Annotated in this window: 16 protein-coding genes; 3 read left to right on the forward strand and 13 right to left on the reverse strand. The window is 60.3% G+C overall.

Annotation, left to right across the window (positions count from 1 at the left end; translation table 11 throughout):
* Positions 1-20 precede the first annotated feature (20 nt).
* From ACR0NW_RS17905 to ACR0NW_RS17940, 8 genes are all read right to left on the reverse strand, one after another.
* On the reverse strand, positions 21-1,127 hold the full coding sequence (locus ACR0NW_RS17905) for a Zn-dependent alcohol dehydrogenase (RefSeq protein ID WP_480451846.1): 1,107 nt from the start codon (positions 1,125-1,127) through the stop codon (positions 21-23).
* An 83-nt stretch (positions 1,128-1,210) separates the two neighbouring features.
* A complete protein-coding gene (locus ACR0NW_RS17910) occupies positions 1,211-2,410 on the reverse strand; it encodes a TCR/Tet family MFS transporter (RefSeq protein ID WP_480451848.1) in 1,200 nt (399 codons plus the stop codon).
* A gap of 72 nt (positions 2,411-2,482) precedes the next feature.
* On the reverse strand, positions 2,483-3,817 hold the full coding sequence (locus ACR0NW_RS17915; RefSeq protein ID WP_480451850.1) for a class-II fumarase/aspartase family protein: 1,335 nt from the start codon (positions 3,815-3,817) through the stop codon (positions 2,483-2,485).
* On the reverse strand, positions 3,817-4,530 hold the full coding sequence (locus ACR0NW_RS17920) for an alpha/beta fold hydrolase (RefSeq protein ID WP_480451852.1): 714 nt from the start codon (positions 4,528-4,530) through the stop codon (positions 3,817-3,819). Before ACR0NW_RS17920 ends, ACR0NW_RS17915 begins: the two co-directional genes overlap by 1 nt.
* 11 nt (positions 4,531-4,541) lie before the next feature.
* Positions 4,542-5,330 (reverse strand): 3-oxoadipate enol-lactonase, encoded by a 789-nt coding sequence (gene pcaD, locus ACR0NW_RS17925; RefSeq protein WP_480451853.1) that lies wholly within the window; start codon positions 5,328-5,330, stop codon positions 4,542-4,544.
* Between the two features lie 96 nt (positions 5,331-5,426).
* Complete coding sequence (locus ACR0NW_RS17930) at positions 5,427-6,401, reverse strand: threonine ammonia-lyase (protein WP_480451854.1); 975 nt, start codon at positions 6,399-6,401, stop codon at positions 5,427-5,429.
* Positions 6,398-7,225 carry an alpha/beta fold hydrolase gene (locus tag ACR0NW_RS17935; RefSeq protein ID WP_480451856.1) on the reverse strand — a complete coding sequence of 276 codons (828 nt, stop codon included), beginning with the start codon at positions 7,223-7,225 and terminating at the stop codon, positions 6,398-6,400. Before ACR0NW_RS17935 ends, ACR0NW_RS17930 begins: the two co-directional genes overlap by 4 nt.
* Entirely contained in the window at positions 7,225-7,911 is a 687-nt protein-coding gene (locus ACR0NW_RS17940; protein ID WP_480451858.1) for a haloacid dehalogenase type II, read from the reverse strand. Before ACR0NW_RS17940 ends, ACR0NW_RS17935 begins: the two co-directional genes overlap by 1 nt.
* A gap of 128 nt (positions 7,912-8,039) precedes the next feature.
* Between ACR0NW_RS17940 and ACR0NW_RS17945 the strand changes: the two genes are divergently transcribed.
* Complete coding sequence (locus ACR0NW_RS17945) at positions 8,040-8,468, forward strand: FKBP-type peptidyl-prolyl cis-trans isomerase (protein WP_480451859.1); 429 nt, start codon at positions 8,040-8,042, stop codon at positions 8,466-8,468.
* Between the two features lie 36 nt (positions 8,469-8,504).
* Here the strand turns inward: ACR0NW_RS17945 and ACR0NW_RS17950 are convergent, their stop codons facing one another.
* Genes ACR0NW_RS17950 through fabA form a run of 4 tightly spaced genes read right to left on the reverse strand, consistent with a single transcriptional unit; the run spans position 8,505 to position 11,311 of the window.
* On the reverse strand, positions 8,505-8,684 hold the full coding sequence (locus ACR0NW_RS17950) for a hypothetical protein (RefSeq protein ID WP_170654195.1): 180 nt from the start codon (positions 8,682-8,684) through the stop codon (positions 8,505-8,507).
* A gap of 59 nt (positions 8,685-8,743) precedes the next feature.
* Positions 8,744-9,535 carry an enoyl-ACP reductase FabI gene (locus ACR0NW_RS17955; protein WP_480451861.1) on the reverse strand — a complete coding sequence of 264 codons (792 nt, stop codon included), beginning with the start codon at positions 9,533-9,535 and terminating at the stop codon, positions 8,744-8,746.
* A 5-nt stretch (positions 9,536-9,540) separates the two neighbouring features.
* Positions 9,541-10,770, reverse strand: coding sequence for a beta-ketoacyl-ACP synthase I (gene fabB, locus ACR0NW_RS17960; RefSeq protein WP_480451862.1), 1,230 nt, complete (start codon positions 10,768-10,770; stop codon positions 9,541-9,543).
* Between the two features lie 31 nt (positions 10,771-10,801).
* On the reverse strand, positions 10,802-11,311 hold the full coding sequence (fabA, locus tag ACR0NW_RS17965; RefSeq protein WP_170654189.1) for a bifunctional 3-hydroxydecanoyl-ACP dehydratase/trans-2-decenoyl-ACP isomerase: 510 nt from the start codon (positions 11,309-11,311) through the stop codon (positions 10,802-10,804).
* A 185-nt stretch (positions 11,312-11,496) separates the two neighbouring features.
* Between fabA and irrA the strand changes: the two genes are divergently transcribed.
* Entirely contained in the window at positions 11,497-11,916 is a 420-nt protein-coding gene (gene irrA / locus ACR0NW_RS17970; protein ID WP_480451864.1) for an iron response transcriptional regulator IrrA, read from the forward strand.
* Here irrA and ACR0NW_RS17975 read toward each other — a convergent pair whose 3' ends face one another.
* A complete protein-coding gene (locus tag ACR0NW_RS17975; RefSeq protein ID WP_480451866.1) occupies positions 11,917-12,813 on the reverse strand; it encodes a LysR family transcriptional regulator in 897 nt (298 codons plus the stop codon).
* Between the two features lie 86 nt (positions 12,814-12,899).
* Between ACR0NW_RS17975 and ACR0NW_RS17980 the strand changes: the two genes are divergently transcribed.
* A complete protein-coding gene (locus ACR0NW_RS17980) occupies positions 12,900-13,697 on the forward strand; it encodes a phytanoyl-CoA dioxygenase family protein (RefSeq protein WP_170654183.1) in 798 nt (265 codons plus the stop codon).
* Positions 13,698-13,713 lie beyond the last annotated feature (16 nt).

Consider the following 13,713-nt stretch of genomic DNA (forward strand, 5'->3'; position numbering starts at 1 on the left):
GCGTCCTTTCTGCGGCGGTATCAGCCCGCTGCGGTTTCCCGGTCGAAGATGATGACGTTGCGCTTGGCGCTGCCGGTTTTTGTGTCTTCGATGGCCTCGTTGATCTGGTCCAACGTCCAGCGGCCCGAGATCAGCTCATCCAGTTTCAAACGACCTTGCTGGTACAGGTCGATCATCCACGGAATATCGCGCTGAATGACCACGTCGCCCATCTTGGAACCGATCAGCCCCTGACCGATGGCGGCAAGGATCACTGGTTCATAGCTGGCCGTTGCCCCCGAATGCGGCATGCCGATCATGATCGCCTTGCCACCGCGCCCCAGATAACGGGGCGCCTGATCATAAGCCGGGATGGCGCCGACGGTAATCAGGACGGCATCCGCCCCACGCCCGCCCAGAGCCTTGAAGGCGGCCCGCCACGGTTCCTTCAGTGTCGCCAGAACCCCGTGGGTCGCGCCGAATTCCTTTGCGATTTCCAGCTTGTCCTCGGTCATGTCAACGGCGACGATGCGGCGGGCCCCGGCAATGCGCGCGCCCTGAATGGCGTTGAGGCCAACGCCACCCGCACCGATAACGACCACATCCTGTCCAGGGCGCAGATTAGCGGCGTTCACAGCTGCCCCGACGCCGGTGATCACGCCGCAGGACAGCAGGCTGGCCACATCCTTGTCCATCGTAGGCGGGATCTTCACGATCTGCCGGTGGTTCACGACGACCTTTTCCGCAAAAGCGCCACAGGCCATCGCCTGTTCCAGCGGACCGCCATCGCCGGTCCGCAGCGGGCCTTTCACCGTGTCATATGGCGTTTCGCAGATGGTTGGTTTGCCACCGGCGCAGGACGGGCATGACCCGCAGGCGCGGATCAGGGTAACCACGACCGAGTCACCCGGTTCAAAGCCACCGGCGGATTCACCAACGGCCGTGACGATCCCGGCGGCCTCGTGCCCGTAGACCGACGGCAGAAAGCCGCCCCATGCGCCGCTGGCATAGGTGATGTCGGAATGGCAGATGGCAACGGCGTCCAGCGTGACCTCGACCTCGCCCATGCCGGGTGGGGCGAGTTGAACCTCTTCGATGGTCAGGGGTTTTCCGAACTCCCTGCAGACGGCTGCTTTGATGGTTTGCATGGCTCTCCCCCATTTGCTCAGAGGCCACGGTGGCGCGTGGTTGAGCGGTCTGCAAGGTGGAAACCGTCATGGACGTGTCGTTGTTACGCCACGACGGGCCGGGCGCGCACAAAAATCACGCAACCGACCAGCATCAATACCAGCGCAAGCAGGAACGGTGCGCCGGGCAGATAGATTGGCGCGTCTTCGCGGATGAACTGGGCGAAGACTGCCGTCATGAAAAGGGGCGAAATGACCATCGAAAGTGCGTGAAGAGCCGCAAGCACGCCCTGTAACTCGCCCTGCTGCGAATCGGGCACGGATTTTGACATCATCGCCTGCAGGGCCGGGGTGACGACCGCACCCAAAGCCGTGACCGGGATCATCAGCAGGGCAATGAAGCCGTTTGTCAGAAACGCAAGTATGCCAAAGCCGACGATATCGAATATCTGCCCGTATATCACGGTTCCACGCTCGCCCAGGTAGCGGGTGGCAGGGCGGATCAGCCCGCCCTGAACCATGGCCATGCCGATCCCGTAGATGCCCAGCGACAGGCCGATGATCTGCGGGGACCAGCCAAAGCGCTCCTGCGTGAAATAGGCCCAGATCGCAGGATAGACATATATCGAGACAGAATAGAGGAAATAGACCCAGAGCAGGGGCTTGATGTCGGGAAGTGCTGCAATCGCCCGGATTGCGCCAAACAGGTTGGCGCGCCGCCAGTGAAAGGCGCGCCGGTTGGCGTCGGTTACGGTTTCGGTCATCACGAACATGCCGATCAGAAAGTTCAGACCGGCTAGTCCGGCGGCGGCCCAGAACGGGGCGCGGGTGCCGTATTCGCCCAGCAGGCCGCCCATCGTCGGGCCCAGAACAAAGCCTACGCCGAAGGCCGCGCCCAGCATGCCGAATTTTGCGGCCTTTTCATGGGGTTTGGAAATGTCGGCCATGAATGCGGCGGCGGTGGAATGGGTTGCTGCCGTGATGCCGCCGACGATGCGGCCCACCAGTAACAGCCAGATACTGCCCGCAATGGCCATGACAATATAATCTAGCGCCATGACGAACAGCGAAACCAGCAGGACCGGACGGCGGCCATAGGCGTCGGACAGGCTGCCCAGAACGGGGCCAAACAGGAACTGCATCGCTGCAAAGGCAGTGCTGAGCACACCGCCCCAGATCGCGGCATCGGCCAGTGTGCCGCCCTGAACCTCAACGATGAGGTCCGGCATGATAGGCATGATCAGACCGATACCCATTGCATCGATCATCACCGTGCTCAGCACAAAGAAATACGGCAGTCGCATGAAAGCCCGTCCCCAATTCGGTCGGGCTGACCCTAGCGATGCTTGGACCGGTGGGAAAGAACTCTGCCGGGATCAGTCGCGTAGACGTTCCGTCACTTTTGCCGCAAACTGCCGGGCCTCATCCGGGGCAAGGCCAAGTTGCTGGGCGGCGTCGAATATCCGGCTGATATCCAATTGCGGCCATTGGCGCGCGACTATGTCGCTGAGCGGCGTGCCGGTCTCGGTCGCTTCGCGGCATAGGGCCTTGGTTGCGGCTTGCGCGTCGGGGCGAGGCATGTGATCGGCCAGCGCAAAGCTCAGCGCTTCGGCGTGGATCATGCCCTTGCTTTGGTCCAGCGACGCCTGCATGGCATCTGCGTTCGGAGAGATGCCTGAACTCAACGACAGTGCGGTTTGCACCGATGCGGCAGCGCCCAGAACGATCTGGGGCAGGCACATCCATTCGCTGAACCATGCGGCCCCGTCGCGTTGATGGCGATGCAGGCACGCGTTGTGCAGGGTATTCATCAGGCCGGTTTGCTGTTGTGACAGTGCCACCAGCACCGAGGCCGATACCGGGTTCTGCTTTTGCGGCATTGTCGAGGATGCGCCGCCACTGACGGAAATCTCGGCAATGCCGGTCTGTGCAAGCTCGATCGCATCCTCACCGATTTTGCCAAGGGCCAGAACGACCCGGGTCAGCCAGTCGCAAATGCGCAGAACTGGTGAGCGGTCCGTATGCCAGCTGCGCCCGGGGTCCTGAAGATTGAGCAGATCCGCCAGTGCCTTACGCATGTCCTTGGCTTTTAGTCCCAGCGCATTGCTGGTGCCTGCCGCGCCGGACAGCGAGACCAGCAGACACGTGCGCCGTAACTCAGGCACTTCGTCCAGTAAGGCCAACAGCGGTGCGCCCCAGCTTGCGACAACCGCGCCGAAACTGGTCGGGGTGGCATGCTGACCATAGGTGCGCGCGGGCATCGGCAGGGTCGCGTGTGTGTCGGCCAGTTGCGCCAGTCGGCGCAGGACGGTTTTCAGATCAGCTTCGATCAGCCCCAATGCCTGCCGCAGCCGAAGCATCAGTCCGGTGTCGATGATGTCCTGAGAGGTCGCGCCCCAATGCACAAAGGCTGCGTGTTCAGGTGCCTGCATTTCGGAACGAAAAGCGGCGACAAGTGCGGGAACGCTTACGCCGTTCTGGCCGGTTGCCTCGGCCAGCGCACCGGGATCAAGCTGTACCTCCATTGCCGCGCGGGTAATGGCCTGAGCGCTGAGTTCGGGGATCACGCCCAGATCGCCCTGAACCTTGGCCAGCATCCCTTCGACCAGAAGCATGGCGCGCAACTCGGCGCTGTCGGTAAAAAGGCGGCCCACTTCGCCGGTTGGGAAAAGACGCGCGAACAGGGCGCTGTCAAAGACGGAACCCGCCATCAGATACCCTCCGCGATTCGGTTCAGGACCTGAGCCAGATCCTTGGGGTGTGAGAAAAACGGGGAATGCGAGCTGAAGATTTCTTGGCGCATGTCATCGGGGGCTATGCAGCTCATTTCCTGCTGATATTCGGTGGGAACGCATCTGTCGTCCAGCGTTCGAACATAGGCTTTGGGAACGCCGGCGAACCGATCTGTCAACGTCAGAGGGGTCTCCTGCGGTCCGATGGCCTGCGGGCACAGTCGGGGCAGAGCGTAGGACACGGTTTCTTTCGGGCAGTCGTGATAGAACAGCCCCTTTATCTTGTCGGGGCGTGCCATATAGGACAGCCCGTCCGCCGATTTTATGACAGCATCAAGGATCGGTTGGCGCGGTGCCTGCCTGCGCATTTCGACCATCGACGTATCCGGTTTCGGAACGTAGGCGCACAGGTATATCAGGCCGCGCATGGCATCGGGATCGGCCTCGGCAGCGGCGCTTGCGGGGTATCCACCCCAGGAATGGGCCACGATGATGGTTTCGGGTGTCGAGGCCGCAAGAATGGCGTCGCGGCTGTTCTCCATGGTCACGTCCGGGATCGGGGTCGGGTCCGAGCCGTGACTGGGCAAGTCGATTGCATGGGCCGAATGGCCCAATGCGGTCAGTTCTGGGATCAGGTCACGCCAGCACCATGCGCCGTGGCATGACCCATGTATCAGAAGAAAATCCGCCAACCCTGTCTCCCTCAGATATGGCCAATCTCATGCAGGAACTGCCGCAGCAATTCTGCGTATTCTTCGGGGCGTTCGACGCAAGGCAGGTGCCCGGCCTTGCGGATCAGTTCGAATCGTGAGCCGGGGATCAGATCGACGGTTTCGCGGACCAGATCAGGTGGGGTCGATTTGTCTTCGGTCCCGGCGATACCCAACGTCGGCAGCCGCAATCCGCTGGTCGGGGTGTAGAAATCGGTGCCCGATATGGCGGCAGAGCAGCCGACATACCCTTCGTCCGGTTGGCGCACCAGCATGTTGCGCCAAATCTCAATCTCCGGCCCGTTCCTGAATGGTTTCGAAAACCAACGCTCCATGATCGAGTCGGCGAGGGCCTCGATACCGCCCGCCCGTACCGCCTCGATTCGGTCCTGCCACATGTTGGCGGTTCCGATCTTGGCCGCCGTGTTTGACAGCACCAGCGCACGAATCTGGTCCAGCCGTTTGACCGCCAGCCCCTGTGCGATCATCCCGCCGATGGACAGGCCGACAAATACGCAGTCGCGGACGGCAAGATGGTCCAGCAAGGCCTCAGCATCGCGGACAAGGGCACCCATGGAATAAGGCGCCGGAGGTTGCGACGACAGGCCGTGTCCGCGCTTGTCATATCGGATGATCTTCAGCCCCTTGGGCAAAAGGGGCAGCAGATCGTCCCACAGGCGCAGATCGGTTCCCAGCGAATTTGCGAATACAATCGGCGCGCCGTCCGGGTCTCCGTCGATCCGGTAGTGCAGATTTACATCCCCGAGATTGGCGATCTTCATCGCTTGAGCCTTGTCATTTTGCAGTTCCGGAACCGAGATCTGTTGAGTGTTTGGTATTGGTATACGGCAGCAGCTTACGCCGGTCCAATTTTCAGATCACGTCAGGAATTCCAGCGCTTTTTGGAAAATTTGAGCGTCCACGTTGCCACCCGATGCAACCACGATCACCGTGTCGCTTTCGATTTCATCTGATCGGAACAGGGCCGAGGCCAGAGAAACCGCCCCACCCGGTTCCAGCACGATTTTCAGCCGCAGAAAGGCAAGGGCCATGGCGCGCAGAGCTTCTTCCTCGGTGACGCTCAGGCCCGGTCCGCACAGGCGGTGGAGGATCGGAAAGGTGATGTCGCCGGGTTGCGGAGTCAGGATGGCGTCGCAGATATTGCCCGAGGTCGCGTCGTTGTTCAGGATGCGCCCCGCCGCCAACGAGCGTTTGACGTCGTCGAACCCCAGCGGCTCGCACGGGCGCACGCGCATGTCCGGCGCGTGCGCTTCAAGGGCCAGCGCGATGCCCGATGACAGGCCACCGCCGCCGCAGCACACCAGAACATCAGCGTTGCCCACGTCCATTTCGGCAGTTTGCTGTGCGATCTCCAGCCCGGTGGTGCCTTGCCCGGCGATCACCTGCGGTTCGTCATAGGGGCGGATCAGGGTCAGTCCGCGTTCGGATGCCAAAGCCTGACCTATCTCTTCGCGGGACTCGCGGGACCGATCATACAGAACAACTTCGGCCCCCAGTGCGCGGGTGTTGTCGATCTTCAACTGTGGGGCGTCAGACGGCATGACGATCACCGAGGTAATCCCGTGCCTTGAGGCCGCCAGTGCGACGCCCTGCGCGTGGTTGCCCGAGGAATAGGCGATCACGCCCCGCTGGCGTGTTTCCTCGTCCAGAGCAGAAATTGCAGACCATGCCCCGCGAAACTTGAAGCTGCCGGTATGTTGCAGGCATTCGGGTTTCACCAGCACCCGACGGCCTGCGATTTCGTCCAGAAAGGGCGAATTCAGAATGGGCGTACGTCTGACGTGGCCGTCCAAACGCGCGGCGGCGGATTCGATCATTTCCAAGGTGCTCATGCGGTGTTTACTATCCTTCGAATAACGTCCAGGGACTGAGGTTCGTCCAGAAACGGCACATGGCCCCGGTCGGGGACCTCGGCCAGTATCAAGTCGGGTTTTCGGCTTTTCATCTCGCTGACGGTCGTGGTGCCCAGAACATCTGAATTCCCACCCCGGATGAGGCCGGTGGGGATTGGGGCCAGCGCGTCGAAAAGAGCCCAAAGATCAGGTGTCGCCCCAGTCGTGGCCTGTTCGATCAACGCGGTTCGCAAGGCCGGGTCATACCGCAGGTCCAGACCATCGGGTGTTTCGGAATACTGATATTCGGCCTGTCTGCGCCATGTCTTAAGCGAAACACCGGGGAATTGTTGCTCCATGGCGCTTTGCAGGGCTGCGGCGGACTGGTCCAGCGTTTTTGACGCCGGCTTGTTGCCAACGAAATCCATGATGCGCGCAATCCCGGCGGGTTCAATGACAGGTCCCACGTCATTCAGGATCACGCCGGACAAACGTTCGGGATTGCTGGCGGCCAGCGCCATCGCGATCAATCCGCCCCGCGAGGTGCCGAGTATGGTAACTCTGCCCAGCCCCAGATGGTCCAGCAGTTCGATCACGTCCTGCGCTTCGCGCGCGATACTATAGTTCATGTAATCGGGGTCGTAATCCGACTTGCCGCGACCACGGTAGTCCATCGCGATCATGCGCAGGTGGGTCACATGTGGCGCGAGAAAGGAAAAATCCTTGCTGTTTCGGGTCAAACCCGACAGGCACAGCAAAGGCTGGCCAGTTCCTGCGTCTTCAAAATACAGGCGTTTGCCATCGGACGAAGTGAAAAAGCGCATCAGGCGCCTGCCAGTTGCGGGATCGAGGTCAGATCCGACAATACGTGATCGGGTTTCCACGGCAACCGGTCCATTGGCTCTCCTGACCGATTGACCCAGGCGGTGACAAAGCCATAGCCGCTGGCCCCGGCCGCATCCCAGCCGTTGGAACTGACGAACAACACTTCGTCACGGGCACAGCCGAACCGGCTCTGCACCAGATCATAGACACGGGCATGGGGTTTGAAGACGCCGACGCTTTCGACCGACAGCACATCGTCCAGTACTCCTCCGATACCCGCCGACTGCACAGCGCCATCCAGCATCGGCGGCGAGCCGTTCGACAGTATCGCCGTCTGTTTGCCGGACGCTTTCAGGGCTGCAAGCATGTCCGGAACCTCGGGATAGGCCTGAAGTTCCCAGTATAGGTCCAGCAGGCGCTGGCGTAGCGTGGCATCGCCGTCCAGCCCTGTGGCCTCCAGTGCCCAGTCCAGCCCATCCTGCGTCACGTCCCAGAAATCGGTATGTGCATCTGCGACAGCCCTGAGCCATGTGTATTGCAACTGTTTGAGGCGCCAGTGATTTGCAAGCTCGGGCCATTTGTCCTTCAGCGTGTCAAATCCCGGTTCCGCGGCGGCCTGACGGGCAGCGGCGGCCACGTCGAACAGCGTGCCATAGGCGTCGAATATGCAAGTTGTGATTGGCATCTGATCCTCCCCTGATCGGGCGCAGGTTGGCACAGGAGAAATCTGTGTGAAAGGGGGGCGGGTTTACATTGGCGTGACAGGCCCTAGGGTGGGGCGTTCATGCCCAGACAAAGGACCGGAGACCCAAGATGAGTGAAATCAAACAAGGCGACACGGTTCGCATTCACTACACAGGCAAATTGCTGGACGGAAATGTCTTTGACAGTTCCGAAGGCCGCGAGCCGCTGGAGTTTGTCGTGGGGTCGGGGCAGATCATTCCCGGATTAGATTCCGCCATGCCCGGAATGACGACGGGCGAGAAAAAGCGGGTCGAGATCGCCTGCGTCGACGCTTATGGACCGATCAATCCGGCCATGCGGCAGGCCATCCCGCGCGAAGGCATTCCAGATGACATCCCGCTGGACATCGGTACGCAATTGCAGATGCAGGCACCTGATGGACAGGCGTTGCCGGTCACAGTGGTCGAAGTCGATGAGGCAACGGTCACGCTGGACGGCAATCACCCGCTGGCCGGACAGGACCTGATTTTTGATATCGAGGTTGTTTCGATCGCCTGAACCCGCATTCCCGGACGCAGGGATTTCACCCTGCGTTTAGGGAAGCAGTGAGGTGACGGCGTCGCGCACCTGCGGCTGGGTGAGAAAGACGAAGGCGACCAGCAATGTGGTCAGCGTCAGCAACATCACACGCGCCCGATTGTTGAGCAGCCCTGATTTTCGACGGGGCTGCCCGCGGTGGGCGGAATTTTCAAGGATCAGATCGACTTTACTCATGTGGCAATCCCTGCCTGCCAAAGATGGTCAAATCTTGGCGGGGGCAGGGAAAGATAGAGTCACATGGATTCTGGTTGCGGCATGCCCAGTACGTGAAAGCCGCCATCGACGCGGATGATCTCGCCCGAGGTGCAGGCGCCCGCATCGGATGTCAGGTAGACAGCGGTTCCACCAACGGCTTCCAGTGTGGCGTTCGAACGCATGGGCGCATTCTGGTCGCAGAACTTGTAGGTCCTGCGCGCCCCGCCGATTGCGGCACCGGCCAGAGTTTTCATCGGACCGGGCGAGATGGCGTTTACGCGAATGCCGTCCGGGCCAAGATCGTTGGCCAGATAACGTGTCGCGGATTCCAGCGCCGCCTTGGCAACGCCCATCACATTGTAATTCGGAATGACCCGGTTGGACCCCTGATAGGTCAGGGTCAGCAGTGTGCCGCCATTCTCTGCCATCATCGGGTAGGCGCGGCGCGCGACCTCGATGAAGGAATAGGCCGAGACATCCATCGAATGTTTGAAATTTGCGCGGGTGGTGTTCAGGAACCGCCCGGCCAGTTCGGACTTGTCTGAGTAGGCGATGGCGTGAACCACAAAGTCGATGGTCGGCCACCGGGCGGCAAGTTCTTCGAACGCGCGGTCCAGAGACGCATCATCTGTAACATCCGCGTCCACCATGAAATCGCTTCCGACGCTTTGCGCCAGCGGTTCCAGCCGTTTGCCAAATGCCTCACCCTGATAGGTGAATGCCAGTTCTGCGCCCGCCTCGTGCATGGCTTTGGCGATACCCCATGCGATGGAACGGTCATTGGCGACACCCATGATCAGGCCGCGCTTGCCTTTGAGTACTTCTGACATTCTTATCACCCGTGAAACTTGGAAAGGACCATGGAACCATTTGTGCCGCCAAAGCCGAAGCTATTGGTCATGACACTGTCCAGTCCCGCGTTTTCAATGACTTTGGTTGCGATTTCACCCGGCTCAATGCCTTCGGCAAGTGTGTCGACGTTAATGGAAGGGGTGATGAAATCGTTGTCCAGCATAAGCAGACAGAATATGGCTTCCAGAGCACCGGCCGCGCCCTGCGCGTGCCCGGTCATAGACTTCGTGGAAGAAATGGGTGGTACGTTGCCCTGGCCGAAAATGCGGCGCACTGCCTCAACCTCGCCCACGTCGCCGACCGGTGTCGATGTGCCGTGCGCGTTGATATAAGACACCTTGCGATCTTCGGGCACGGTGGCCAGGGCCAGTCGCATTGCCCGTTCGCCGCCTTCACCCGACGGAGCAACCATGTCGTGCCCGTCCGAGGTTGCAGCAAAGCCTGTGACTTCCGCGTAGATTTTTGCGCCGCGCGCTTGTGCGTGTTCCAGATCTTCCAGCACGACCATGCCGCCGCCGCCCGAGATCACGAATCCGTCGCGATCCTGATCGAACGCGCGCGAGGCTTTTTCCGGTGCGTCATTGTACTTCGATGACATCGCGCCCATCGCGTCGAACAGGCAGGACAGGGTCCAGTCCAGTTCCTCGCCGCCACCGGCGAACATGACGTCCTGTTTGCCCATCATGATCTGTTCGGCTGCATTGCCGATGCAGTGCAAAGAGGTCGAGCAGGCCGAGGTGATCGAATAGTTGATACCCTTGATTTTAAACGCTGTCGCCAGGTTGGCCGAGATGGTCGAGCACATGCATTTCGGCACCGCAAACGGCCCAATCCGCTTGGTGGCGCCGGTCTTGAGGACGGTTTGATGGGCTGTCAGCATCGCGCTGGTCGACGGGCCGCCGGACCCTGCAACCAGACCGGTGCGCGGGTTCACGACCTGATCTTCGGTCAGCCCGGCATCTTCGATCGCCTGCCGCATGGCAATATGGGCATAGGCTGCGCCCGGTCCCATGAACCGCAGCGTGCGCTTGTCCACGTGTTCCGAGACGTCGATACGCAAAGGGCCTGCAATCTGGCTGCGAAAGCCATGCTCGATCATTTGTTCGTTGGTCTCGATGCCGGATTTGCCAGCTTTCAAAGAGGCCAGAACCTCTTCGGCATTGTTCCCGATGGAGGAAACAACCCCCAGGCCGGTGACAACTACTCGACGCATGTGCGTGCTCCTTATTTCGGGCCGGTCAGGCTCAGGCTTCTGAAAGAACGACTCTCATGTCTTTTACGTCGTAAATCATTTCGCCGTCAGCCTCGACGATACCATCCGCCACACCCATGGTCAGGCGGCGCGTCTGAATAGCCTTTTTGAAGTCAACCTTGTAAGTCAACATCTTGCGGTCGGGGCGCACCATGCCGGTCAGCCTGACTTCGCCAACGCCCACGGCCATTCCACGCCCCTGCCAGCCGCGCCAGCCCAGATTGAATCCGGTCAGCTGCCAAAGGCCATCGAGCCCCAGACAGCCAGGCATGATTGGGTTGCCGGGGAAGTGGCAGTCAAAGAACCAGAGATCGGGAGTGATGTCGAATTCAGCCAGAATGTGACCCTTGCCATGCGCACCGCCATCCGCGGAAACTTCGGTGATCCGGTCCATCATCAGCATCGGCGGGGCAGGCAATTGCGCATTACCGGGGCCGAATAGCTCGCCTCGGGCGCATTTCAGCAGATCGTCCTTGTCAAAACTGCTTGGGAATTGGGCCATTCTGCCGCCTCTTCTGCCAGGGTCTGTTCGTCTTATCTGGCCTCGTCTAGCACCCGTTTGCAAGGTCCTGCAAGAGCGGGTACGCCACATCCTTCTGCAGACACGGCATTCTTGCGAATGAATTTCATTTGAAATTCCGGTTCCACAGCCCTTATATAGCGTTAGCAAATACGGGTATCGGATCAATGACACCGCAAAGCCAAATAATCGCAACCAACTGGCTGGCTGATGCCGGGCTGCGGCCAACGCGTCAACGTGTGGCCCTGGCCGAGTTGCTGGTGGGCGACGGACGGCATCGCCATGTTACAGCGGAAAGCCTGTTTGAAGCGGCAAAGAAAACCGGCGCCGCCGTATCGCTGGCCACGGTCTATAATACGTTGCGGGCGTTCTGCGAGGCCGGTGTTCTGCAGGAGATCACGGTGGACGGATCGAAGAGCTACTTCGACACCAATACACACGACCATCCGCATTTCTTCTGGGAAGACGAAGGCCGTCTGAGTGATGCGCCCTCGGAGCAGCTGGTCATTCAGCGCCTGCCGGACGCACCTGACGGTGTCGAGATCGCATCGGTCGATGTTGTGATCCGCCTGCGCCGCAAGCCATAATCATTCCGTTTTGAAAATCCGGATCAGTGCAGCTTCGGCTGCTGCGATCTCTGCTGTCACGGGGCCGGTTCCGTGCCGGGCCAGTACCACGGCCTCGGACGCCTCAGGGTCGGAAACCGGCAGGCTGACAATCGGCTTGCCGTCATAACTGCGTCTGGCGGGCGGGTCGGCGTAGCTGAGACCGACACCTTCGTTATGCGCCGCAAGACTTCGGAGAATTTCAAGCGACGCGGCACGGTGATTCACCTGCGGGGTCAGCCCGCTGCGCCGAAACAGACCAAGGATATGCTGTGCAGACAGGCCCTCTTCGGACAGGATCAGCGGGTATTCGGTCAGGTCCGCCAGTGAAACCTGACCGGCGCGAGACAGGGGGTGGTCGGGCGACATGATCGCATTTGGCCTGCTTACGAACAGGGGGCGACGCGTGAACCCTGCGTCCATTCCCAGATCATATGTGATCGCAAGGTCGATCTGCCCTTTGATGAGCGCCGTCAGCAGTGCCTCGAACCTGTCGGCGCGATAGCTTACGGTCACATTCGGTATCACTTTGCGCAACTGGTGCAGGGCGGGTGCCAGAAGAAATGGCGCAAGATCGACGAAACATCCCAGTTGCAGCCTTTCCGTGCCCAGATGGGGACGATCCGAGTTTTCCAGTTGCGCTGCACTGGCCAGCAATAGCTCTGCCTGTTCGATGAATTGGCGTCCCTGCGGTGTCACGGCCATCGCCGAACCGCGCCTGCGCGAAAACAATGGATGGCCCAGATGCTCTTCGATCCGGGTCAGCGCAGTGGACAGGGCGGGTTGCGAAACGTTTAGGTGCTGAGCCGCAGTAGACAGGCTGCCATACCGGCCAATGGCGCAGACGTATTCGTATTGGCGGAGTGAGATATATAACATGAATTTATTTATAGCTTTAAAAGATATTATTTGAACAGAGGCTGCAAACATGCGCAGATCAGTCAGGTTTAAAAGCGGAGTTCGAAATGCCTCATCCCCTCGTCACGCAGGACATGATCGATACGTACAGACAGGACGGAGTCGTTCTGGTCAAAGGGCTGTTTGCAGAGCAGGTGGAAAAACTGCGCGACGGCGTTGCCGCGAATATGGCCGATCCCGGCCCGTATGCGTCGGAGAATAAGAAGGACGGCGAATCCGGGCGGTTCTTTGACGACTACTGCAACTGGACACGCATCCCGCAATTCCGGGATGTGATCGAATCCTCGCCCGCGGCCGAAGTGGCGGCGGATTTGATGCAATCCGACAGCGTGCAGATGTTCCACGATCACGTACTGGTGAAAGAGCCGGGCACGTCAATGGCGACTCCGTGGCATCAGGACGGGCCATACTATTTTGTCGAAGGTCAGCAGACCGTCAGCTTCTGGTCGCCGCTTGATCCGGTGAAAGAGGCAGCCCTGCGTTGTGTCGCCGGTTCGCATCGCTGGGAAAAAGAAGTGCTGCCGACCCGCTGGGTTTCCGAAGAAGGATTCTTTGCGGATGAGGGCCAGTACATGCCGATACCCGATCCCGATGCCGAAGGCATGAAGGTGGTGGAGTTCGAGATGGAGCCCGGCGACGCAGTTGCGTTCAACTATCGCGTTCTGCATGGAGCGCGCGGCAATACCTCGGCCACGCGCCGGCGAGCGTTTTCCTTGCGTCTGGTGGGGGATGACGCGCGCTATGTCGAAAGGCCGGGCCCCACATCGCCACCCTATCCGGGACACGACATGCAGCCGGGCCAGAGACTGCGCGAAGATTGGTTCCCGGTGTTGTTCCGCCGCTGAGGGTACCGCAATCCGG

The sequence above is a fragment of the Ruegeria sp. CF5 genome, assembly GCF_056537325.1.

Excerpts from the sequence above, each read along its gene's own strand:
- ACR0NW_RS17950 (WP_170654195.1), bottom strand. The coding sequence starts at position 8,684 with ATGAGTAAAGTCGATCTGATCCTTGAAAATTCCGCCCACCGCGGGCAG.
- ACR0NW_RS17930 (WP_480451854.1), bottom strand. The coding sequence starts at position 6,401 with ATGAGCACCTTGGAAATGATCGAATCCGCCGCCGCGCGTTTGGACGGC.
- ACR0NW_RS17910 (WP_480451848.1), bottom strand. The coding sequence starts at position 2,410 with ATGCGACTGCCGTATTTCTTTGTGCTGAGCACGGTGATGATCGATGCA.
- ACR0NW_RS17955 (WP_480451861.1), bottom strand. The coding sequence starts at position 9,535 with ATGTCAGAAGTACTCAAAGGCAAGCGCGGCCTGATCATGGGTGTCGCC.
- ACR0NW_RS17940 (WP_480451858.1), bottom strand. The coding sequence starts at position 7,911 with ATGCCAATCACAACTTGCATATTCGACGCCTATGGCACGCTGTTCGAC.
- ACR0NW_RS17935 (WP_480451856.1), bottom strand. The coding sequence starts at position 7,225 with ATGCGCTTTTTCACTTCGTCCGATGGCAAACGCCTGTATTTTGAAGAC.
- ACR0NW_RS17915 (WP_480451850.1), bottom strand. The coding sequence starts at position 3,817 with ATGGCGGGTTCCGTCTTTGACAGCGCCCTGTTCGCGCGTCTTTTCCCA.
- pcaD (WP_480451853.1), bottom strand. The coding sequence starts at position 5,330 with ATGAAGATCGCCAATCTCGGGGATGTAAATCTGCACTACCGGATCGAC.
- ACR0NW_RS17980 (WP_170654183.1), top strand. The coding sequence starts at position 12,900 with ATGCCTCATCCCCTCGTCACGCAGGACATGATCGATACGTACAGACAG.
- ACR0NW_RS17905 (WP_480451846.1), bottom strand. The coding sequence starts at position 1,127 with ATGCAAACCATCAAAGCAGCCGTCTGCAGGGAGTTCGGAAAACCCCTG.
- ACR0NW_RS17945 (WP_480451859.1), top strand. The coding sequence starts at position 8,040 with ATGAGTGAAATCAAACAAGGCGACACGGTTCGCATTCACTACACAGGC.
- fabA (WP_170654189.1), bottom strand. The coding sequence starts at position 11,311 with ATGGCCCAATTCCCAAGCAGTTTTGACAAGGACGATCTGCTGAAATGC.
- irrA (WP_480451864.1), top strand. The coding sequence starts at position 11,497 with ATGACACCGCAAAGCCAAATAATCGCAACCAACTGGCTGGCTGATGCC.
- ACR0NW_RS17975 (WP_480451866.1), bottom strand. The coding sequence starts at position 12,813 with ATGTTATATATCTCACTCCGCCAATACGAATACGTCTGCGCCATTGGC.
- fabB (WP_480451862.1), bottom strand. The coding sequence starts at position 10,770 with ATGCGTCGAGTAGTTGTCACCGGCCTGGGGGTTGTTTCCTCCATCGGG.